This window comes from Barnesiella propionica (genome assembly GCF_025567045.1).
Taxonomy (GTDB): Bacteria; Bacteroidota; Bacteroidia; order Bacteroidales; family Barnesiellaceae; genus Barnesiella_B; species Barnesiella_B propionica.
In genome coordinates, this window is sequence record NZ_JAOQJK010000002.1 from 487,409 (window position 1) to 511,124 (window position 23,716).

Annotated in this window: 12 protein-coding genes and 1 tRNA gene; 4 read left to right on the top strand and 9 right to left on the bottom strand. The window is 38.3% G+C overall.

Annotated features, from left to right (window positions below; genetic code table 11):
• Positions 1–15 precede the first annotated feature (15 nt).
• A complete protein-coding gene (locus tag OCV73_RS04555) occupies positions 16–2,499 on the top strand; it encodes an endonuclease MutS2 (protein ID WP_147549525.1) in 2,484 nt (827 codons plus the stop codon).
• Positions 2,500–2,647: 148 nt separating this feature from the next.
• Here the strand turns inward: OCV73_RS04555 and OCV73_RS04560 are convergent, their stop codons facing one another.
• Positions 2,648–3,349 carry an SOS response-associated peptidase gene (locus OCV73_RS04560; RefSeq protein ID WP_147549528.1) on the bottom strand — a complete coding sequence of 234 codons (702 nt, stop codon included), beginning with the start codon at positions 3,347–3,349 and terminating at the stop codon, positions 2,648–2,650.
• 244 nt (positions 3,350–3,593) lie between these two features.
• Between OCV73_RS04560 and OCV73_RS04565 the strand changes: the two genes are divergently transcribed.
• Entirely contained in the window at positions 3,594–4,757 is a 1,164-nt protein-coding gene (locus OCV73_RS04565; RefSeq protein ID WP_147549531.1) for a dicarboxylate/amino acid:cation symporter, read from the top strand.
• A gap of 34 nt (positions 4,758–4,791) precedes the next feature.
• On the opposite strand, the gene OCV73_RS04570 is transcribed toward OCV73_RS04565, so the two are convergent.
• From OCV73_RS04570 to dapF, 8 genes are all read right to left on the bottom strand, one after another.
• Positions 4,792–7,773, bottom strand: coding sequence for a T9SS type A sorting domain-containing protein (locus OCV73_RS04570; protein ID WP_147549534.1), 2,982 nt, complete (start codon positions 7,771–7,773; stop codon positions 4,792–4,794).
• Between the two features lie 1,053 nt (positions 7,774–8,826).
• Positions 8,827–8,897 (bottom strand) — tRNA-Cys (locus OCV73_RS04575).
• Positions 8,898–9,147: 250 nt separating this feature from the next.
• Positions 9,148–9,789 carry a metalloprotease family protein gene (locus OCV73_RS04580; RefSeq protein ID WP_147549537.1) on the bottom strand — a complete coding sequence of 214 codons (642 nt, stop codon included), beginning with the start codon at positions 9,787–9,789 and terminating at the stop codon, positions 9,148–9,150.
• A 9-nt stretch (positions 9,790–9,798) separates the two neighbouring features.
• On the bottom strand, positions 9,799–12,183 hold the full coding sequence (gene feoB, locus OCV73_RS04585) for a ferrous iron transport protein B (RefSeq protein WP_147549540.1): 2,385 nt from the start codon (positions 12,181–12,183) through the stop codon (positions 9,799–9,801).
• Positions 12,184–12,362: 179 nt separating this feature from the next.
• Entirely contained in the window at positions 12,363–14,249 is a 1,887-nt protein-coding gene (locus tag OCV73_RS04590; protein WP_147549543.1) for an amidophosphoribosyltransferase, read from the bottom strand.
• A 395-nt stretch (positions 14,250–14,644) separates the two neighbouring features.
• On the bottom strand, positions 14,645–16,834 hold the full coding sequence (locus OCV73_RS04595) for a glutamine synthetase III family protein (RefSeq protein WP_147549546.1): 2,190 nt from the start codon (positions 16,832–16,834) through the stop codon (positions 14,645–14,647).
• An 86-nt stretch (positions 16,835–16,920) separates the two neighbouring features.
• Complete coding sequence (locus OCV73_RS04600; protein WP_147549549.1) at positions 16,921–18,153, bottom strand: LL-diaminopimelate aminotransferase; 1,233 nt, start codon at positions 18,151–18,153, stop codon at positions 16,921–16,923.
• An 11-nt stretch (positions 18,154–18,164) separates the two neighbouring features.
• Positions 18,165–19,001 (bottom strand): diaminopimelate epimerase, encoded by an 837-nt coding sequence (gene dapF, locus OCV73_RS04605; protein ID WP_147549552.1) that lies wholly within the window; start codon positions 18,999–19,001, stop codon positions 18,165–18,167.
• 330 nt (positions 19,002–19,331) lie between these two features.
• On the opposite strand from dapF, the gene carA reads away from it, so the two are divergent.
• On the top strand, positions 19,332–20,402 hold the full coding sequence (gene carA, locus OCV73_RS04610; protein ID WP_147549555.1) for a glutamine-hydrolyzing carbamoyl-phosphate synthase small subunit: 1,071 nt from the start codon (positions 19,332–19,334) through the stop codon (positions 20,400–20,402).
• Positions 20,403–20,423: 21 nt separating this feature from the next.
• A complete protein-coding gene (carB, locus tag OCV73_RS04615; protein WP_147549557.1) occupies positions 20,424–23,660 on the top strand; it encodes a carbamoyl-phosphate synthase (glutamine-hydrolyzing) large subunit in 3,237 nt (1,078 codons plus the stop codon).
• The last annotated feature ends 56 nt before the right edge of the window (positions 23,661–23,716 follow it).

A 23,716-nucleotide genomic window follows, 5' to 3' on the forward strand; every position in this document is an offset into this window, starting at 1 on the left:
AAAATTTGATTACCTGTGATATATCCGCAGAATTTCGAACAAAAAATAGGTTTTGACAAAGTCCGTCAATTAGTCAAGGAAAAATGTCTGAGTTCCCTGGGTACAGAACGTACCGATGAAATGAGCTTCCTGTTTGATTATGATTCCATTAAAAAATTATTATATCAAACAAACGAATTCGTCCGCATCCTGGATGAAGATGACGAATTTCCCGTAAACTATTTCTTTGATGTACGTCCGGCACTCAAACGTATACGGGTGGAAGGTACATATTTGACGGAGCAAGAACTATTCGACCTGAGACGTTCTTTAGAGACGATACAAGCCATTGTCCGTTTCTTCAAAAACAACAAAGAGGGAGATGAAGAACCCATATATCCATATCTATCCGAATTAGCCGGAGATGTGGCTGTATTTCCTCAACTGATATCGCGTATTGACAGTATCCTTGATAAATTCGGACGAGTAAAAGATAATGCATCTGCCGAACTGGCACACATACGCAATAGCATATCTTCTACCTTATCCGGCATTTCCCGCAATTTGAATTCTATTCTACGGGTAGCTCAAAGTGAAGGTTTTGTAGATAAGGATGTAACACCTACTATGCGAGACGGACGCTTGGTCATCCCTGTTGCCCCATCATTCAAGCGAAAAATCAAAGGAATAGTCCATGATGAATCGGCCAGCGGTAAAACGGTGTTTATTGAACCTGCCGAAGTCGTAGAGGCGAATAATCGTGTACGTGAACTGGAAAGTGAGGAACGAAGGGAAATTATCCGTATACTTTCCGACTTTGCCGGGCTTCTCCGTCCGGAAGCCGATAAGATTATCTGTTCTTATGAGTTTATGGCCGAAATAGACTTTATCCGTGCCAAAGCATTATTTGCAAAAGAAACGAACAGCACATTACCCGTTTTTGAGAATTGCAGGCAGATAGACTGGTTTCACGCTATTCATCCTTTGTTATTCTTGTCCCTGCAAAAACAACAAAAGCAGGTAATACCTCTGGATATATCACTGGATGACAAGAACCGCATTTTACTGATATCAGGGCCTAATGCCGGAGGCAAATCTGTATGTCTAAAAACAGTCGGGTTACTCCAATACATGCTACAAAGCGGACTTCTTATCCCTGTATATGATAATTCACGCACCGGTATTTTCAGAGATATATTTATTGATATCGGGGACGAACAGTCCATTGAAAACGATCTGAGTACTTATAGTTCTCATCTTACGAACATGAAATATTTCGTTCGTAATTGTAATGATTCCTCCATTCTGCTTATCGACGAATTCGGAGGAGGAACGGAACCACAGATAGGAGGAGCTATAGCAGAAGCCCTGCTCGACCGGTTCAACAGGCGAAAATCGTACGGCGTAATCACTACGCATTATCATAACCTGAAACATTTCGCGGAAGATACGGACGGTATCATTAACGGTGCAATGTTATATGACCGGCATTTAATGCAACCATTATTCAAACTATCTATCGGAAATCCAGGTAGTTCTTTCGCCATAGAGATTGCCCGGAAAATAGGGCTTCCGGAAGATGTAATATCGGATGCCTCTCAAAAAGTAGGTTCCGATTATATCGACATGGACAAATATTTACAGGATATTGTAAGGGATAAACGCTACTGGGAAAGTAAACGGCAGGGTATACGGCAAAAAGAAAAGAAGCTGGAGGAGATAACAGAACGTTACGAAAATGATATAAAAGCTCTGGAAAAACAAAGAAAAGAGTGGATATTGCAAGCTAAATCTCAGGCAGAACATATTTTGTCCGAAGCGAACGCCCGCATAGAAAATACCATCCGGCAGATAAAAGAAGCACAGGCCGAAAAAGAAAAAACACGGGAAATACGCCGTCAACTGGACGAATTCAAAAACTCGGTGGGGAGTGAACAGATCATTACTACTGATGATAAAATAACGCGTAAAATACAAAAAATAAAGGAGCGGGAAGAAAAAAAGAAACAGCAGAGTAAACACAAAGAGAAAAAAATATTCAAACCCGAAGTTATTGAAATTGGTGATGCCGTAAGGTTAAAAGGACAAACATCCGTTGGTGAAGTTATAGCCGTCGATGACAAAGAGGTGCAGGTTGCTTTCGGAATGATCAAATCCACCGTAAAAGCAGAGAGACTTGAAAAAGTAAGCCGCAACCAGATAAAACGGGAAAATAATACCAAAGCGACTTTTGTTAGTTCTCAAACTACCGAACACATGAGAGAAAAACAACTTAATTTCAGGCAAGAACTGGATGTAAGAGGAATGAGGGCGGACGAAGCATTGCAAGCCGTTACTTACTTTATTGACGATGCTATCCAGGTGAATAGCTCCCGTGTACGTATTTTACACGGAACAGGAACAGGAGCTTTAAGGCAGGCAATACGCCAGTATCTGCACACTCTCCCTGGAATAAGATCTTTCCGCGACGAACATGTACAATTCGGCGGGGCCGGAATAACAATTGTGGAATTAGACTGATATTATCCATATTACTAAAAAAATTCCGGTTGTCATTCCGGAATTTTTTTCATTCATATATCCGGTTCACAGACACTTAAGGAATACCATTCTAAAATTCACTTAGAGAACTAAAACATAATCTAAATTCCAGCCAGAAATACGGCAATCATAAATATTTATCTATGATATGCTTGTCATGAGAGTCCATTTTAAAAAAATTACGGACTATAACATACGCATCCATTTTACCGGCATCATACGGTTTTAAAAAAGCATTTATTTCGTCTTTTGAAAGAGAATCCGACAACCACCGTTCTTCTTCACCAACCGGAATAATTACAGGCATTCGTTCCTGTGTATTATGTATATATGACGTTAAAGAATTGGCAGTCGTAGTTATAATAGAAAACGTATGCAAGAGATCTCCGGTCTTCGGATCTTCCCAAATATCATATATTCCAGCCATTGAAAATATATCCTCGTCCTTGAGAAATATATAATAAGGAATTTTACTATTCCCTTCATGACGCCACTCAAAATATCCGGTAGAAGGAATCAGGCAACGATGGCGTTTCACAGGTTCACGAAAAGAAGGTTTTTCATATAATGTCTCCGCTTTGGCATTATAAGTCATCTTCCGTATTTCTTCGGCATCATTCCTCGTTTTTGTCCAGAAAGGGATTAATCCCCATTTAAACACTTGTATATTTTTATCTCCGGTAACGACAGGATAATCTGGATTGGTAAAAGCAGTGACATGGTAATTCTCCGTTATTTGCTCCTCATCCGAATCGGGCATAGCAAAGGAACGTTTATATCGTTCAGCCAGTTCTCTGGCTTTTTTATTCATAGAATTATGAAAGCACATATAATCTTTATTTAAGAAAATAACAAGTATCAGTAAGACCCGGTTTAATTCCGGCCTTTTATTTTTTTTTAAATACGGAATAATCTTTAACTACCCGATAAAATTACACTTTATTCAGGTCGAATACAATAAATATCTTTCGAACTGGCTATAAATTTTATAAGCAAAAATAAAACTTCCTGATAATTTTTTATCTGAATAAAAGATTCTCAATAAATTTGTAAACAAGATAATAACTATCTATATGAAAAAATTTAAACTTCCCTTGTTAGCTCAAGTCATTATTGCCATTTTAGCCGGAATTTTTTTCGGACAATTTATTCCTGTTTCTTTGGCTCGTATCTTCGTTACATTTAATAGTCTTTTCGGTAATTTCCTGACCTTTATCATTCCTCTTATTATTATCGGATTAGTTACTCCGGCTATAGCGGAACTGGGAAAAGGAGCCGGACGACTTCTTTTAATAACCGCTGTCATAGCATATGGTTCTACCCTGTTCTCCGGTTTCTTCACTTATTTCAACTGCGATTTTATATTTCCCAAAATATTACCGGAAAACACAGACCTCAATTCATCGTGGGGAACAGGAGACACATTATTAACTCCATTCTTTTCCATAGATATGCCGGCTGCCGTTCCGGTTATGACAGCATTGCTATTATCTTTTTGTATCGGCCTGGGGCTATCGCTTATAAAAGGAAATACACTGAGACAAGCCTGTTTTGATTTCAGGGATATAATCACTATCCTTATTGCCAAAGTGATTATTCCCCTATTGCCTTTACATATATTCGGCATTTTCCTGAATATGACGGTCAGCAGTTCGGTATTACCCATTATCTTGTTATTCCTGCGGGTTATAATAGTTATCTTTATACTCCATATAGCTTTACTTTTTATACAATTCCTCATGGCGGGCCTTATAGGAAAAAAGAATCCGTTCGGGTTACTAAAAAATATGCTGCCCGCATACGCCACCGCGCTGGGTACACAATCATCCGCTGCAACTATTCCTGTCACCTTGGCACAAACAAGAAAGAACGGAGTCAGTGAGAACATTGCAACATTTGTCATACCGTTATGTGCTACAATCCATTTATCAGGCAGTACGATGAAAATAGTAGCCTGTTCCATGGCCATCATGATTATGAGCGGAATGCCCATAGATATATTCAATTACAGTGGTTTTATTATGATGCTGGGAATAACCATGATAGCTGCCCCGGGTGTGCCGGGAGGAGCTATCATGGCGGCATTGGGGCTCTTAGAAAGCATGCTGGGTTTCGGAGAAACGACACAAGCACTTATGATCGCATTATATATTGCGATGGATAGTTTCGGAACAGCCTGCAACGTTACCGGTGACGGAGCTATCGCAGTTATCGTGGATAAAATAGCCAGAAAATAAATTATCAAAAAAACACAACCTTTTTCATATAGTTCTACTTTTTCAGTATAACCCTATATCCAAAAATTCCGGAAGACGAATAAATCTTTATAAAATATAAGCCATCGATAAAACCAGACATATCAATCTCATAAGGTTCTAATATATGTTTTCTCATCATTAAATGCCCTTCCATATTAAAGACTTCAACATCGCTTACAATCATATCATTTTTAACCGCAATATACACAATTGAATTCGTTGGATTAGGATAAATTTTTATATCAGGATCCATTTCTATTTTCGGTGTTAAACTCGCAAGGCTAAATAAACTTGCCGGAGGAGCTAAAGATTTATCGGAACACGGTACAATTTCCGCACGAAATGACACTCCTTTTTTAATATGTGTACCTGGGCCTAAAATGATTTGTTTATAGGCTTCCAGATGATAATCTCCAGAATTCAATATAAGGGAATCGACATCAATCGTCCCCAGTCCTACCTCTTTTAATACATTATTCTTTAGATTATCTTTTTCCACCAAATAACAAGGAGATAAAGAAGAACCTTTATAAGAACCATCACAATCTGCAACAATTATTACTTCAGAATCGACTTTCCCTTCACCATTTACATTAAAACCAGTACCAGAAGTTGGAGCAATCCGTACACAATTTTTACCATAGTCCCATCTATTATATCTACCCGGGTAAGCTTTTATTTTTATCGTATGAACTCCTGGAGTAGTTAGCTTAAATCCACGAAAACCTTTAGGTGTATAATATGTGCCCGGAACTATATCAGAATATTTAAATGTAGTCTTATATTTCTCTTCTTTTAAGAGTATTTTATCCATCATAAATTGTAAAGCCCCTACACCTTCTTGTGGATAATAATTATAATTATATGCTGGAGAACAATATACATAGTAATCATAACAGCCCTGCTTAATATATGAATGATCTTCAGTCACCATATCTATTTTTTCTTTAATCCAGACTGTATCTCCAAGAGCAAATTTTTTTCTATTTTGGTATAATTCGCTCGTAACTTTAAAACACTCAGACGGTATTTTATAATCAATATCAAGAACAGTCCAATTTTGTGTTTTTTTAATTACCGGATTTTCATATCCATTGGATTCCATATAAACTTCTAATGTAAATAAATACGATCCCTCTTGCGTAAGTGAAAACCTCTGATCGAGCAAATTAAAAAATGAAACAGAAGCTGTACGACTATCCAAAACTTTCGAATACTTTGTATAACAATAAACAGAAGCAGTATCATCTTCAAAATAATAATGCCCTCTAATCCAATCGTCAGGAAATTTATTTACTTTAAATTTCCACATTATATTCTCTCCTGCAACAGGTAAATTAGAAACTGCAGCTGATATTGTTAAATTATCATAAGTCCTCAATCTGTAATCATCTCCGCTATCATAATCACCAAAGTTCCTGCCAGAGATTGTAAACGTTAACTGCATTCTATCATCAGGAATTGAAGGATCTACAGGATCAGTATATACATATGACTCACTATCATTTATAAATAAATAATTAGTCATAAAAGGCAGATCTTTAGCTGTAGAAAGTTTACTATACAAAGTCTGAAATAAGTCTTTATTGGAATTACAATTTACAGGAGTTTTATATCCGCCACGACATATCCCTATTACTTTATGATTATAATTAAATAAAGGTGAACCTGATGATCCCTCTTCTGCTTTAAAGCCTGCAGTAGAAAGCACTTCCCAATGATCATTTCCACTTATAAAGTTTCCATCATTCCATCCAACTGATTTGGCTGCTTTTTCACTCAAAAATACCTTCTTAACATCACCTTTAGGATGATGAATCCCTACTAAAGGGCGCAAAGAATTGCCTGGTTCGATAAACAGTTCGGTAAAATCGTATCCGGCAAAAGCTACATCGTACTTAGATATATCTTTCACCGTATTATTTAATTCCAAAAGAAGAATATCATTATTGCTGTAAGATAAATTATCTTTTCTTGATAAAATACTTGCTCCTAATGCCGATTTTGTCGTACTTTTGCTAATATCCGAACCGTCACTGTTGCAAGAGGTCGCTTCATGCCTGAAAAGAAAAAGCCAATTCTTTACATCCGATAATGTTCCGTTTTCATGCTCATAACAATGATTTGCCGTAAAAAGAAACGGTTTTTTATTAAATACGTAATTATTCCCATCATTCACCAATACTCCGGAACATACTCCCCAATAATCGGAATAGGAATGATCTCTTTCTAATATCAATACCGTCGATTTAACTTCAATATCAAATTTATTATCTTTCAAGCACGATGTATTAATATGGCATTGTGCAGAACCTTCGGAACTAAAAGGGCCTTTATATTCAATAAAACAATCACTAAATATATAGACTACTTTATTAATATATAACTGTGCTTTTTCCATATTGACCGGAGCCGTATATTCAACATATACACTATTACCATTTATATTTTGAGTTAAAAAGGTACTATCTATTCTATTATTCTCATCAGTAAACGATCCTAAAACCATAGATCTATCTTCATTATATATAAATAAGCTCCCTCCCTTGGGAATACAAAATTTACTGAAGATCAATTGATAACCCTTTGCTTTTTCAGATTCAAGTTTTAACAACCATAATTTTTTTCCGTCATTAATTTCATATTCTTGCGCTAAATCAAAAAAGTCAATATCAACAACTACTTCTTTTCCATAATAAAACTGATTATAACAACCGCTACACGAGTTTTTTATATCGTCTAATTCTTTTTTAATGTCATTAAGATCAAGATCTTTTATCTTATAAGACTCAACATATTTTTTCTCGGACTTAATGCCTTTAAGCGATAATGAAGCGAAAAATGAATAAGGTTTTCCGCCATAACTAACTTGAGCCATTATATGACCCGGCAAAAGACAAATAAATAAAATTAATAAATAGAATACTGATCTATTCATCATTGAAGCATAGTGTGATTTCATAGTAATATGTGATAAATTATTTTTTGTAAACATAACCAATATTTTAATAAATACAAAAAATATGACTTAATTAATTTATCAATCAATATTTAAATTAATAAAATTATTATATATAAAATTTATATAATCTATAGATTTTAAAATATCAAAATAATAAAGGTAAAATATTTTGGAGCCATTTTTCTATACACTTATTTTAGAGCCTGTAATTGGTTTGTAGATATACTATTCTTTAGGTTAAACCATTCGCTAAAATTGTTTTTCCTATGAAAAACAATTGCATATAGAAATAAATTACGTATTTTTGCATCGTAAAACATTTGAGATGCGCAATTAAATGTGTCGAGTGAGAGGTAAAAACAGTTAGCCTCCGCCGATGCACATTTTATTTGTGTATCTCGTTCAAATGTTTTACACCCTAAAGAACGGCGGAGGCTCTATATATTTATTTGATTAAAAACTATGTGATGAGATTAAATTCACACATGAGACATTTATGTCATTATTCGTCGTTTAGTATAACATTACACCATATACGAAAGTTTATCCATAACCATCATTATAGGAAACGATATCCCGGAATTTTAAAAAATACATTTGCAGACAAGTCTATAATTCATATGATTGAATTTTATAATGAGGAAAAAATGCATTCTCTTATTCATTTCGATCATCATTCCTGTATAATATATGAAACAGAATTTATTCATCAAGTAATTTCATCACTACCTGAAGAAGAGCAAAAAATAATCATACTTTTTCTCAATGGATATATTACTGAAGATATAGCTGATTTGTTGAAACTTCCCAACCACATTATTCAATTTAAACTTTACAGAATTCATAAGCAATTTAAGAATAAATATCGCCCGCAAAAATCAAAATAGGCGTAATAACATTTTATAATATTAAAATTCGTATACCCCGCAAGAATTATTGAAATTGTAGTTTGGTTCTGATTCCTCTACAAAATCAGAACCAAACTACAGCTTTTGAAATAGTTTTTCCTTAGGTCCCTGAAACAAAAGTCAATAAAAGCTATAAAATAAAGGCGTCAGCTTTTAACTGACGCCTTTTAATAAATCGAGGTTCCTAGCAGATTCGAACTGCTGTAGACGGTTTTGCAGACCGGTGCCTAACCACTCGGCCAAGGAACCATTCTTTGGTTGTGATTGCGAGTGCAAAGGTAATGTATTTTTTTAATTCCGCAATACTATTTCGTACTTTTTTCTTTTGGAATTATATATTCCTGTTTCCTTTCTTTGCAGGGAATATTACAACCCGAACAACAAGAACAAAGACCTTTATGTGACTTAGGTTTGCGTATCAATAAGATAACGCGCCGAACCACATAGGCGGCGACCAAAACACCTATAATTATAATTATTATATTCTGTATATAAGGCGTCATCTTAACTTCTCCATAAAATAAGTGGTTTTATTATCTATGTCATCAACAGTTATAACGTCACGTCCTCTATATTGTTTGAAGTATCTCAGCAAGGTAATATCCCCAGTACAGGAAAGAATATGAAACATCAGCAGTACAATACAAGACAGCCTTAACCATAAAGGCAGCGGAAATAAAATCAACAAACCTAACATTATACCCAACATATACAAAGGAGCTAATGCTACCCGACGAAATTTAACATAATCTGCCGGAAAATCATGCGCAGCCGCATAGAACACAAATCGTTTCCATTGAGCTCCAAATCTTACATCGGCAGCACCTTCATTCTTATAAACGATCCAATGCACAATCTCATGTGTGGGTATAAGAAAAATAATGCCGCACACAATAACTAACAAAAACAAAGCAAAGTCTATCCACACAGAAGGATTATTTATTGATAGTCCCAGCATATACCCCAAAGCTGCTGCTGAAATTATTATCAATAAAAAAGAAAAGAATATATTAAATACCTTATAAGGCTTATCTCTCATTGTATAATTCATCATAAATTCTTTGATGTTATCAAAAGGAAGCTCTTCTATTATTTCATACCCTACTTCCTTATATTTACCGCCAATACTTTTATTTTCCATTTCCTTTATTTATATAAATAACAAACACAATCTATAAACGATAAATGCAGCACCCCAGGCTATTCCTGTATTATATAATACCGAAAAGGCACCCCATTTCCAACTGCCGGATTCCTGTATAATTGCAGCAACTGTGGCCAGACAAGGGAAATACAATAACACAAATACCATAAAGCTTAATGCAATAGCAGGAGTAAAATCCGGTTTTCCCGTATGAGGATTAGGTGCTGTAAGTTTCTGTGATAAATTAGCCGTATTATCCGGATCGTTTTCGGAATACAATACACCAATAGTACTTACGATAAGTTCTTTAGCAGCGGTTCCCGAAACGAGGGCTATACTTACCTTCCAGTTAAACCCGAGCGGCTCAACCACCGGAGCGATAAAGCTTCCCACACGTCCCAGATAAGATTCCTGTTGTTGTGTTGCAATTTCTTTTTCTGTCAGTTCCCGTTCTCCGGCAGCTTCATGGCGCGGATAATAGCTCAGGAACCAAACGATAATGGATGCAACCAATATAAGTCCTCCCATCTTTCTCAGATATTGTTCTGCTTTTCCCCACATATGCCTTAATGTCGCTTTTACCGTAGGCATACGGTAAGGGGGCAATTCCATTACAAATGGTGTTTCATCACGTTTAAAATGAAACTTACGCAATAATTTAGCCGAGACAACAGCTATAAGAATACCTAAAAGATACAATCCCAAAAATACAACGCTGGCTCGTTTCGGGAAAAATGTGCCTACCAATAATATATAAATAGGCAGACGTGCACTACAGGACATGAACGGATTGATAAGCATCGTAATCAAGCGGCTGCTGCGGCTTTCAATCGTACGGGTCGCCATGATAGCAGGAACATTACATCCGAATCCCATGATTAAAGGTATGAAGGATTTTCCGTGCAAACCGATGCGGTGCATAATCCTGTCCATAATAAAAGCGGCACGTGCCATATAGCCAGAATCTTCCATAAACGATATAAAAAAATAGAGAATAAGAATATTGGGCAAAAAAACGATTACACCTCCTACTCCACCTAAAACGCCATCTACCAGCAAGTCCTTAAGCGAACCATCAGGCATAAAAGTCTGCACAAGACCTGATAACCAGGACACCCCCGATTCTATCCAGTCCATCGGATATGCTCCCAGTTTAAATGTCGCTTCGAACATCAACCACATCAAAAATATAAAAATAGGAAAGCCGAACAACCGGTTGGTAACGAAAGCATCTATAATACGGGTAGTTTTCGCTTCTTCCTTATCACCCGGCTCGAAAGTCTCACGCAATGCGCCGGAAACGAATCCGTATTTCTCATTTGCTATCGCCGTCTCGATATCCTCTTTCAAAGTCGATTCTATTCGTTTTACTTCTTTATCCCGTATGAATTTCCAATTCTCATAATCTTCCGACGGTTTAAGCATTTCTTTTACCTCACTATCACCTTCCATCAGCTTTATTGCCAGATAACGAGGAGAGAATTGTTTTGATATCCTGGCATCGGATTTAAGGCTTTCTTTCAACACACTTATACCGGATTCTATCGTATTACCCAAATTAACGTGTACATGGCGTACCGTGGCATCCCGGCCTTCATAAACATTTATAATCGTATCGAAAAGGTTATCCACCCCTTTACCCGTTCGTGACACCGTAGGTATGATAGGAATACCGATCATGCTTCCCAGATGTTTATAATCCAGCTTACTTCCGCTTTGTTCCAACTCATCATACATATTCAATGCTATCACCATACGGTAATCCATGTCTATGAGTTCCGTTGTCAGATATAAGTTCCGTTCCAGATTGGATGCAACGACCACATTCACAATGACATCGGGAGTTTCATCTTTCAAATACCGGCGTACATACAACTCTTCAGGTGAATAAGCCGACAACGAATAAGTTCCAGGCAGATCAAATATATTGAATTTATAATCTTTATAATAAAAATATCCTTTCTTGGCATCAACTGTCACTCCACTATAATTACCAACATGCTCATGAGCACCCGAAGCCACATTAAACAACGAAGTTTTACCACAATTGGGATTCCCCACCAATGCTATATTAATCGTCCTGCTGCGTGAAGTAACAGCCTTTTCTATCAGATCGTTTTCATCTACAGAATAAGGCCGGTTCTCCGGCAATGTTTCTTCAGCTTCTTCAGCAGTCATTACTTCGATCATGGAGGCTTCACTCCTGCGAAGCGAAACTTCATAATCCATAATTTTATATTTTATAGGGTCTTTCAGCGGAGCATTAAGTTCGACCGTAACGGTCTTGCCTTTTACAAATCCCATCTCAATTACCCGCTTACGAAAAGCACCATGTCCCAGCACCTTTATTATAACCGCTCTGTCGCCTGTCTGCAAATCGGATAAACGCATAATCTAACTCTTATAGTAATGTATTTTTTTGCAAAGATGGTTATTTATTCTGATTCAACATAAAACAGCCACTATTATTATTTATACTGGATATAAATAATAATATTTATTAACATATTAAATATTAATAATAAAGGCGTTTCGTTCTGAAACGCCTTTATATGATTATCAGTTTTTTATCATCTTTGGTTTACCGCACCTTCCATGTAATTCACAAACGCCTGATTGACCAGTCTGTTTCCTCCCGGAGTAGGATAATCCCCGGAAAAATACCAGTCGCCAGGATGTCGCGGTATAGCTTTATGTAATCCCTCTAATGTTTGATATATTATATCCACCCGGGCTTTCGTCCCGGCCGGTTTCAGCATTTGTGCTATTTTCAAAGAAATTTCTTCCTGTGTAAAAGGCGCATATAAATCTTTAACATAATTAACAATATCTTCTTTCGGCTTACACTCCTGTGCTTTAGACTTCCGATAAACTTCATTCAATAACGATGCCATATCTTTCTCCTGCAGTAATTCCACTATAGCCCGGAAAGCGATGAATTCCCCCATACGGGACATGTCAATACCGTAACAATCAGGAAACCGCACCTGAGGAGAAGATGATACTATAATTATCTTTTTAGGATGTAATCGGTCCAATATCTTGATAATACTCTGTCTTAATGTCGTTCCTCTTACAATACTATCATCAATGACCACCAGATTGTCTATTCCCGGCCTTACCGTCCCATAAGTAATATCATATACATGAGCAGCCAGATCATCCCGTGTATCACCTTCAGCAATGAATGTCCGCAATTTGATGTCCTTTATAGCCACCTTTTCCGACCGCACCTTCATGTTCAAAATCCGTTCCAACTGTTCATCCGTAACAGAATCGCCCAGTTCTTTCAGCATTTTCTTTTTTTCCTGTACAAGATACTCGTCCAACCCTTCCAGCATACCATAGAAAGCCACCTCGGCCGTATTTGGTATAAAAGAAAATACCGTGTGCTCCAGATCATAACCTATGCTTTTCAATATAGCCGGAACTAAAAGACGCCCCAATTCCTTCCGCTCTTTATAAATATCGGCATCACTTCCTCTGGAAAAATAGATACGCTCGAAAGAACATGCACTATAATTAAGAGGTGATTGTATCTGCGACAATTTTATTTCGCCCTGTTTCGTCACGATAAGGCTTTCACCGGGCTTCAATTCATTCACACTCTCTATAGGAACATTCATAGTCGTTTGAATGACAGGACGCTCCGATGCTACGACAACAATTTCCTCATCGGTATAATAAAACGCCGGCCTTATTCCTCTCGGATCCCGGTAAGAAAAAGCATCTCCGCTCCCCGTAATACCACAAATCACATATCCGCCGTCCCATATCGAAGAGGGTTTCTTCAGCATCCTGGCAATATCTATATTGTCTTCTATTTTCTTTGTCAGTTCCACGCTTCGATATCCGTCTGATTTATATTGATCATATAAACGCTGGTTTTCCATATCCAGAGCATGACCGATCTGTTCCAATATGATAAAGGTATCGGCATAATTACGGGGATGCTGTCCCTCACTGATTATATTGTTAAAAATTTCATCAACATTAGTCATATTGAAATTTCCGCACAACAATAAATTACGGGAACGCCAGTTATTTCTGCGAAGAAACGGGTGTACATAAGAAAGACCGGATTTTCCGGTCGTACTGTATCTCAAATGTCCCATATATACTTCTCCGGCAAACGGCAGAAATCTTGCTATCCATTCACAATCTTCTTCTGCATGAAGAACATTCTCTATCTGTTTTTTTACATTACCGAATATCTCCTGTATGGCACCGGTTCCTATGGCTCTTTCCCTATAAATATATTCCCCGGCCGGTTCTGCATTCAATTTTACGCAAGCAAGTCCCGCTCCCTCCTGCCCCCGATTATGCTGCTTTTCCATTAAAAGATAAAGTTTATTTAAACCGTACAGGCAAGAACCGTACTTCTCCTGATAATACGAAAGCGGTTTTAACAACCTTATCATTGCGATACCACATTCGTGCTTAAGAATCTCTGTCATACGCTGGGTTTTTATAATCTTAAAACTCTACAAAAATAACGGATATTTTTATATCATAATTCATAATGTTTTTCTTTTTTCTTTGCTATACAAAGTTTAGAAAACTCAACTGCAGAAATCGTTTATACATACAACAGCTCTCTTTACATATATTCACTTTATCTGATGCAGAATTTCATATATGTTCACAGCATTAAAAGCTCCCTTTTATAAAAGGCACTTCACAAAGATATATTAATAAACACCTAATAACCATTCATTCGTATCAATATAAATTTATACAAAAGACGTATGCATTCTCATTATCTATATATACTATAAAATACCAAAGCGTAACGAAATCAGTTGAATTTATTCGTTACGCTCTTGTCCTTCCACTTTCTTATTTATATACTTTATCTGATAAACAACAATTCCCGGTATTTTGGTAATGGCCACATTTCATTATCAACCATCAATTCCAGTTTGTCGATATGATACCTTATTTCGTCCATTAAAGGAGCGACTGTATCATGATAGGCTATAGCTTTTTCGCGTTCCGATTCTATCTTATTGGCAACTTTACGGGCATCCACCATTTTTTGAACCTTTTCTTTTATCGCAATTAGATGTTTGGCTATTTTTTCTATTACTTCCATATCCTGATTTGCGATAATTTCACTCTTCTCGGCCGGAAACAAACTTTTAATTTTAAATACATTGTCCAGCAAAAGGGATTGATAACGGGTAGCAACAGGAACAATATGATTAATAGCCAGGTCACCCAGTACCCGGGCCTCTATTTGTATCTTTTTCGTATATATTTCCCATTTTACCTCATTACGGGCTTCCAGTTCCAAACGGGTAAAGACATTCACATCGGCAAACATTTTCACACTGTCGTCACTCAGATAACGGTCAAAAATCAAAGGAACGCTCGTCTCACAATCAAGACCTCTTTTTGCAGCTTCTTCTTTCCATTCTTCACTATAGCCGTTCCCGTCGAAGCAAATATTTTTAGAACCATTGATCAGGTCCTTCAGTACCATTAGAATAGCATCAACCTGCTTATGTCCTGACTTGATTCTATCGTCCACTTCTTTTTTAAAATCCTGTAACTGGCTGGCTACTGCAGCGTTCAATGCGATCATAGCCGATGCACAATTAGCAGAAGAACCTACAGCCCTGAATTCAAAGCGATTTCCGGTAAACGCAAATGGAGATGTGCGATTGCGGTCCGTATTATCTATCAAAATTTCCGGTATCTGTGCTACATCGAGCTTGAGACCGAGTTTACCTGCCATATTCAGTGCATCTTCGGAAAAGCTCTCAGCCAGTTTACTTAATATCTCGCTTATCTGTTTTCCCATAAAAATAGATATAATGGCGGGAGGAGCTTCATTCGCTCCCAAACGATGAGCATTCGTAGCCGAAGAGATGCTGGCTTTTAATAAACCGTTATGTTTATGGACGGCTGCCATGACATTAACGACAAAAGTAATGAACTGAAGATTCTCCTCCGGAGTTTTTCCCGGTGCAAATAACAAAACACCTGTATCCGTACCTAAAGACCAGTTATTATGCTTTCCCGAACCGTTCACTCCTTTAAACGGTTTTTCATGCAATAATACCCGGAAGTTATGACGACGTGCTACTTCTTTCATAACAGACATTAACAACAAATTATGATCATTCGCCAGATTCGCTTCTTCAAAAATCGGCGCCAGCTCGAATTGATTAGGTGCAACTTCGTTATGTCTAGTTTTAGCCGGGATTCCCAATTTATGGCATTCGATTTCAAGATCACGCATAAAAGCTTCCACACGGGAAGGAATTGCCCCGAAATAATGGTCCTCCAACTGCTGGTTCTTCGCACTGTCGTGTCCCATAAGCGTACGTCCGGTCAATAACAAATCAGGACGGGCTGCATATAATGATTCATCTACCAAAAAATATTCTTGTTCCCAGCCCAGATAAGCGAACACCTTTTTTACATCAGGATCAAAATATCTGCAAACTGCAGCCGCGGCCTTGCCTACGCTGTTCAGTGCTTTCAGTAAAGGAGTTTTATAATCGAGCGACTCTCCTGTATAAGATATAAATATTGTAGGTATACATAATGTCTTATCCACAATAAAAGCAGGGGAAGAAATATCCCAAGCCGAATATCCTCTGGCTTCAAAAGTATTGCGTATACCCCCATTCGGAAAACTGGATGCATCAGGTTCCTGCTGGATGAGCAATTTTCCGCTAAAGGTTTCCACAATTCCTCCCTTTCCATCGTGTTCAATAAAGGTATCATGTTTCTCAGCCGTACCATCGGTCAACGGATGAAACCAATGAGTATAATGAGTCGCTCCCATTTCCAACGCCCATTTTTTCATTCCGGCAGCTACGCTGTCTGCCAGATCCCGACTTAAAGGCGTGCCGTTATCGATAGCATTTACAAGAGCGTCATACGTTTTCTTAGGTAGATATTTAAACATTTTCTCCCGGTTGAAAACATTCCTGCTATAATATTCGGACGGCCTTTCCAGAGGTTCATCCACAATTACAGCTTTCCGGTTGTAAGCCTCTTTTACAGCTTTAAATCTCAAAGTTGACATAATACCTAATAATTAGTTGTTAATTGTATGTTGTTAATTATCTTCTTTTATCATTTTAAAATTCGGGACCCAAGCCAGACAGATTCTCATATCATCCAATCCTTAAAACGCTCTACTGCTTCTAACGAATCTTCATATTTTCCGAAGGCTGTCAATCTCAAATATCCTTCTCCCGAGGGGCCGAAACCAACTCCCGGAGTACCTACAATGTGACGTTCAAAAAGTAGTCTGTCAAAAAACTTCCACGAAGATAATCCATCGGGCGATTTTATCCAAATATATGGTGCATTAACACCTCCAAATACTTCCAGACCTATCTCCCGAAGATTTTCGGTTAGCACACGGGCATTTCTCATATAATATTTTATCATATTGCGAACCTGTATTTTACCTATCGGAGAATAAACCGATTCGGCAGCTCGTTGCACCATATAAGCCGTCCCGTTGAACTTTGTACACTGCCGGCGATTCCATAGATGATTAAGTGAAACAAGCTCACCCTTTAAACTCCGGCACTTCAGCTCTTCGGGAATAACCGTAAAACCACATCTTAATCCGGTAAAACCCGCTGTTTTAGAGAAACTGCGAAATTCTATTGCGATTTCTTTCGCACCTTTTATTTCATATATGCTATGAGGTACATCATCATCGGAAATATAAGCCTCATATGCTGCATCGAACAAAATAAGGATTTCATTTTCCAATGCATAATTCACCCATTTTTTCAGTTCTTTACGGGATAACGCCATACCCGTGGGATTATTCGGATAGCATAAATATATCACATCAGGTCTTTCTTCCGGTAATTCGGGAACAAACCGATTCTCGGCGGTGCAAGGTATATAAATGATATTGCTCCAATGTCCCGTAGAAGAAAAAGAACCTGCCCTTCCTCCCATTATATTCGTATCAATATAAACCGGATATACAGGATCGGTCACAGCAATACGGTTGTCCCGACTCAAAATATCTCCTATATTTCCTATATCACTTTTAGCTCCGTCACTAATAAATATTTCACCCGGATCTAAAATAACCCCTCTGGGTTCATAGTCATTTTTAACAATTGTCTCCCTGAGAAAATTATATCCCTGTTCAGGTCCGTAGCCCCGAAACGTTGATATATCTGCCATTTCATCCACAGACGTATGTAACGCTGATATAACTGATGTAGGCAACGGCAGAGACACATCCCCTACACCGAGTCTGATAATTTTCGATCCGGGATGAAGAAGATTAAAAGCATTCACCTTTTTCGCGATATCCGAAAAAAGGTAATCCTCCGATAAATTCAAAAAGTTCTCATTAATTAATGCCATTCGTTTCCTCTTTATTCTAAATAATACTCGCCTTCAAATACAGTTACAGCATCTCCCGTCATATAAACATGATTATTATCGTCGTTCCATTCCACTTCAAGATCTCCGCCCGATAATTTTAAAACGGCTTTTCTATCCGTATAGCCGTTCATAACAGCGGCGACAAGACTGGCACACGCTCCCGTACCACATGCTAATGTTTCTCCGCTCCCTCTTTCCCAAACTCTCATACGCAAACAATCCCGAGCGATAACTTTCACAAACTCGACATTTGTCCGCTCCGGAAACAATGGATGATGTTCCAGCACATTTCCTAACTTATGCAGATCATATCGTTCCAAATCATCCAAGAATATTACGGCATGTGGATTTCCCATAGATATACAAGACATTTTAACAAGCATTCCTTCTATATTTACCGGTTCTGACAAAACTGTTTTAGCGGAATATCTTACCGGAATATTTTCCGGTGAAAACACAGGAACTCCCATATCGACTCTTACACGTTCTACATGATTATCTTTTACATATAATGTCAAATATTTTATTCCAGCCTTTGTTTCCAGAGAAATATAAGTTTTGTCGGTAAGCCCTTTGTCATATACATATTTGCCTATACAACGGGATGCATTCCCGCACATTTCTGCCTCGGAGCCATCAGCATTAAATATCCTCATACGAAAATCACACCCTTCAGACGGCAATATGACAACAAGCCCATCCGATCCTACTCCAAAATGACGATTACTTATTTTTTTTGCCAGCTCCTCCGGACACTCCGGAACAAACTCCAGTCCATTTATATAGACATAATCATTACCTGCACCCTGCATTTTAGTGAACTTCATAATAAAATATCTTTTTGCTCTTCTTAATTTCAATAAAGCGTCTTTTTGTTTTATTTTTACCGCAAATATAAACAATACGATATTTATTAAAACTGTTTTCTTGTTTAATTAATCTATAAAATTATATTTTTATATAAATAAAAAACAATTCAGATACAGTATATATATGCACAGTACATGCAGAACCTTTCATGAAAAACTTTTTTTGAAAAGATTATCGTACAATATGAGGTAATAAGGTATATTTTTTATTAACTTTGCATGGTTTTTACGATAGAAACCACCCAAATAGTCAATTTTACAAACTCACAACATATAATTCTATCGTATATGCAAAGAATCAAAAAGGCTTCTTTAATTCTGGACGATGGTACCGTATTGCTCGGAAAATCTTTCGGCTATGAAAAATCAGTAGCGGGAGAAGTTGTTTTCAACACTGCCATGATGGGCTATCCGGAAAGCCTCACCGACCCTTCCTATTCAGGACAATTACTCGTAACAACCTATCCCATTATCGGGAATTACGGTGTGCCTCCCCGACAAGAAAAAGAGTCGTTATCAAACTTTTACGAATCGGAAAAGATACATGCCGAAGCCATTATCGTTTCCGATTATTCTTTTGAATACAGTCACTGGAACGCAGACCGCAGTCTGGCTGACTGGCTGAAAGAAGAAAAAATAGTGGGTATATACGATATCGACACCCGGGAACTTACCAAAATTTTACGGGAACATGGTTCCATGAAAGGAAAAATAACTATCGAAGACGGAGAAGATATTGATTTTGTAGATCCTAATCTTATTAACCTGGTAGAGAAAGTAAGCTGTAAAGAAGTAATCCGGTACGGAAACGGCAAGAAACAAGTGGTATTGGTAGATTGCGGAGTCAAGCACAATATCATCCGATGCCTGTTAAAACATGATACGACAGTCATACGCGTTCCTTGGGATTACAATTTCAATACGCTGGAATATGACGGTTTATTTATATCCAATGGTCCCGGCAATCCAGACATGTGTACCGTCACAGTCAATCATATACGCGAAACTATGAACGGAAACAAACCCATATTCGGAATATGTATGGGTAATCAACTTCTGGCTAAAGCAGGAGGAGCAAAAACCTATAAGCTTAAATACGGACATCGAAGCCATAACCAGCCTGTACGCCAAGTCGGAACGAACCGTTGTTTTATTACCTCTCAGAATCATGGATATGCTGTAGATAACAGCACATTAGGAACAGACTGGGAGCCTCTATTCATTAACATGAACGATGGTACTAACGAAGGGATACGGCATAAAACCAAACCTTATTTTTCCGCACAATTTCATCCGGAAGCCGCCAGCGGACCTACGGATACGGAATTTTTGTTCGAAGATTTTATCAAATTACTATAAACCGTAAAATATAAGTAAGAAATGAATCAGTCAGACAAAACAATAAAAAAAGTATTATTGTTAGGCTCCGGTGCTCTAAAAATCGGAGAAGCCGGTGAATTTGATTACTCCGGTTCCCAAGCTCTTAAAGCTCTTAAAGAAGAGGGCATCTTTACGGTTTTAATCAATCCGAATATCGCTACGGTACAAACATCGGAAGGCGTTGCGGACAAAATATACTTTCTGCCTGTTACTCCATATTTTGTAGAACGTGTTATACAGAAAGAAAAACCGGACGGAATTTTACTGGCTTTCGGTGGACAAACCGCACTGAATTGCGGTGTAAGTCTCTACCAGTCCGGAATCTTAGAAAAATATAACCTAAAAGTACTCGGAACTCCGGTACAAGCCATTATGGACACTGAAGACCGGGAACTATTCGTTAAAAAACTGGACGAGATAGATGTTAAAACCATTAAAAGTGTAGCGGTAAATTCTATTCCCGACGCTAAAAAAGCAGCAGCCGAACTGGGTTATCCTATCATTATCCGGGCAGCTTATGCATTAGGGGGATTAGGCAGCGGATTCTGTGATAACGAAGAAGAACTGGTCACAATGGCCGAGAAAGCATTATCTTTCTCCCCCCAGATACTGGTAGAAAAATCATTAAAGGGTTGGAAAGAAATCGAGTACGAAGTCGTAAGAGACCGTTTCGACAATTGTATTACCGTATGTAATATGGAGAACTTTGACCCTCTCGGTATCCATACCGGAGAAAGTATTGTCGTAGCACCTTCCCAGACTTTGACCAACAGCGAATATCATAAATTGCGCGAGCTCGCAATACGAATTATCCGCCACATCGGTATCATAGGAGAATGTAACGTACAATACGCTTTTGATCCCAAATCGGAAGATTACCGGGTTATAGAAGTAAATGCACGATTAAGCCGTTCCTCCGCTCTTGCTTCCAAAGCAACAGGATATCCTCTTGCTTTCGTAGCGGCTAAGCTGGGATTGGGATATGGGCTGTTCGACCTTAAGAATTCCGTAACGAAAGATACATCCGCATTTTTCGAACCGGCACTTGACTATATTGTTTGTAAAATACCTCGCTGGGATCTGGGTAAATTCCAAGGTGTAGACCGCGAATTGGGTTCAAGCATGAAATCCGTAGGGGAAGTAATGGCAATAGGCCGGACTTTTGAAGAGGCAATCCAGAAAGGCCTCCGCATGATAGGGCAAGGCATGCACGGATTCGTAGCCAACAAAGAACTCGTGATAAACGACATAGATAAAGCACTAAGGGAACCGACCGACAAGCGCATTTTCGTAATTTCCAAAGCGTTCAGAAAAGGATATACGGTAGACCAGATCCATGAACTTACAAAAATCGACAAGTGGTTCCTGCAACGGTTACATAATATCATCGTTACTGTCAATCAACTGGAAGAATACTCCGATCTGGATAAAATTCCGTCGGACTTGTTGATTCAGGCCAAGAAACAGGGATTCTCGGATTTTCAGATAGCACGTTCGGTTCTCAAAGAAAGAATGGATAATGATACGGAAAACTCCATACTTAAATTACGAAATATACGCAAAAAATACGGCATTGTTCCCTGTGTAAAACAGATAGATACTTTGGCGGCCGAATATCCGGCTCAAACCAATTACCTGTATCTTACATATAACGGTAAATCCAATGACGTAAAATATCTGGGAGACCGCCGTTCCGTCGTCGTATTAGGTTCCGGCGCCTACCGGATAGGAAGTTCGGTAGAATTCGACTGGTGTAGCGTAAACGCCCTGAATACCATACGGAAAGAAGGCTGGCGTTCGGTCATGATTAACTATAACCCCGAAACCGTTTCTACCGATTATGACATGTGCGACCGACTTTACTTCGACGAACTTACGTTCGAAAGAGTAATGGACATACTGGAACTGGAAAACCCGCACGGAGTTATATTATCTACCGGAGGGCAAATACCTAATAACCTGGCGACACGCCTAGACGAACAAAAAGTAAGTATTCTGGGAACTACCGCGACAAGTATCGACAATGCAGAAGACAGACATAAATTCTCATCCATGCTGGACCGGCTGGGTATCGATCAGCCGCGCTGGAGAGAACTGACTTCTTTATCGGATATATATGAGTTTGTCGAAGAAGTAGGATATCCTGTCTTAGTAAGACCTTCGTATGTTCTATCGGGAGCCGCCATGAACGTATGTTCCAATAACACGGAACTGGAACAATTCCTGCAACTGGCAGCGAATGTGTCAAAAAAACATCCTGTAGTAGTTAGCGAGTTTATCCAGAATGCCAAAGAAATAGAAATGGATGCAGTCGCCAAAGACGGGGAAGTGTTATTATATGCCATATCGGAACATATCGAATTCGCCGGAGTCCATTCAGGAGATGCTACTATCCAATTCCCCCCGCAAAAACTTTATGTCGAAACTATGCGTAGGATAAAGAAGGTGGCCGGACAGATAGCCCAAGAGCTTAATATTTCCGGTCCGTTCAACATACAATTTCTGGCAAAAAACAACGATATAAAGGTTATCGAATGTAATCTCCGAGCATCCAGAAGTTTCCCGTTCGTTTCCAAAGTTTTAAAAATTAACTTTATAGAGCTGGCAACTAAAGTCATGATGGGATTGCCGGTGGAAAAACCGCATAAGAATGAGTTCGACCTTGACTATGTAGGTATTAAAGCGTCTCAATTCTCATTCTCCCGCCTGCAAAAAGCAGACCCCGTATTAGGTGTCGATATGGCTTCTACCGGAGAAGTCGGTTGTTTGGGTTATGATACTTACGAGGCCATTCTGAAAGCTATGTTATCGGTAGGTTATAAAATACCGGAAAAAAATATACTTCTTTCGACAGGTACGGCAAAACAAAAAGCCGATATGTTGGATGCTGCCATGATGTTGCATAAAAAAGGCTACAATCTCTTTGCTACAGGCGGTACTCACCAATTCCTCAACGATAACGGAATACCCGCTACTAAAGTATATTGGCCCAACGAGGAGGATAAAACGCCACAGGCTCTGGAAATGCTTCACAATAAACAAATAGATCTGGTAGTAAATATTCCGAAAAATCTAACGCAAATGGAATTAAGCAACGGTTATAAGATACGACGGGCTGCTATCGATTTTAATATACCGTTACTGACCAACGCACGCCTTGCTTCGGCATTTATTGGTGCTTTTTGCAGTATGGATATAGAAGACATACAAATAAAAAGCTGGGATGAATATAAATAACTACAACTAACCAGATTATAAAAACAAGCGGTCCGGAATTTCCGGACCGCTTGTTT

What these genes read in the sequence shown, in the direction of transcription:
- OCV73_RS04560 (WP_147549528.1), bottom strand. Translation starts at nt 3,349, where the DNA reads ATGTGCTTTCATAATTCTATGAATAAAAAAGCCAGAGAACTGGCTGAA.
- OCV73_RS04565 (WP_147549531.1), top strand. Translation starts at nt 3,594, where the DNA reads ATGAAAAAATTTAAACTTCCCTTGTTAGCTCAAGTCATTATTGCCATT.
- OCV73_RS04570 (WP_147549534.1), bottom strand. Translation starts at nt 7,773, where the DNA reads ATGTTTACAAAAAATAATTTATCACATATTACTATGAAATCACACTAT.
- OCV73_RS04580 (WP_147549537.1), bottom strand. Translation starts at nt 9,789, where the DNA reads ATGGAAAATAAAAGTATTGGCGGTAAATATAAGGAAGTAGGGTATGAA.
- feoB (WP_147549540.1), bottom strand. Translation starts at nt 12,183, where the DNA reads ATGCGTTTATCCGATTTGCAGACAGGCGACAGAGCGGTTATAATAAAG.
- OCV73_RS04590 (WP_147549543.1), bottom strand. Translation starts at nt 14,249, where the DNA reads ATGACAGAGATTCTTAAGCACGAATGTGGTATCGCAATGATAAGGTTG.
- OCV73_RS04595 (WP_147549546.1), bottom strand. Translation starts at nt 16,834, where the DNA reads ATGTCAACTTTGAGATTTAAAGCTGTAAAAGAGGCTTACAACCGGAAA.
- OCV73_RS04600 (WP_147549549.1), bottom strand. Translation starts at nt 18,153, where the DNA reads ATGGCATTAATTAATGAGAACTTTTTGAATTTATCGGAGGATTACCTT.
- dapF (WP_147549552.1), bottom strand. Translation starts at nt 19,001, where the DNA reads ATGAAGTTCACTAAAATGCAGGGTGCAGGTAATGATTATGTCTATATA.
- carA (WP_147549555.1), top strand. Translation starts at nt 19,332, where the DNA reads ATGCAAAGAATCAAAAAGGCTTCTTTAATTCTGGACGATGGTACCGTA.
- carB (WP_147549557.1), top strand. Translation starts at nt 20,424, where the DNA reads ATGAATCAGTCAGACAAAACAATAAAAAAAGTATTATTGTTAGGCTCC.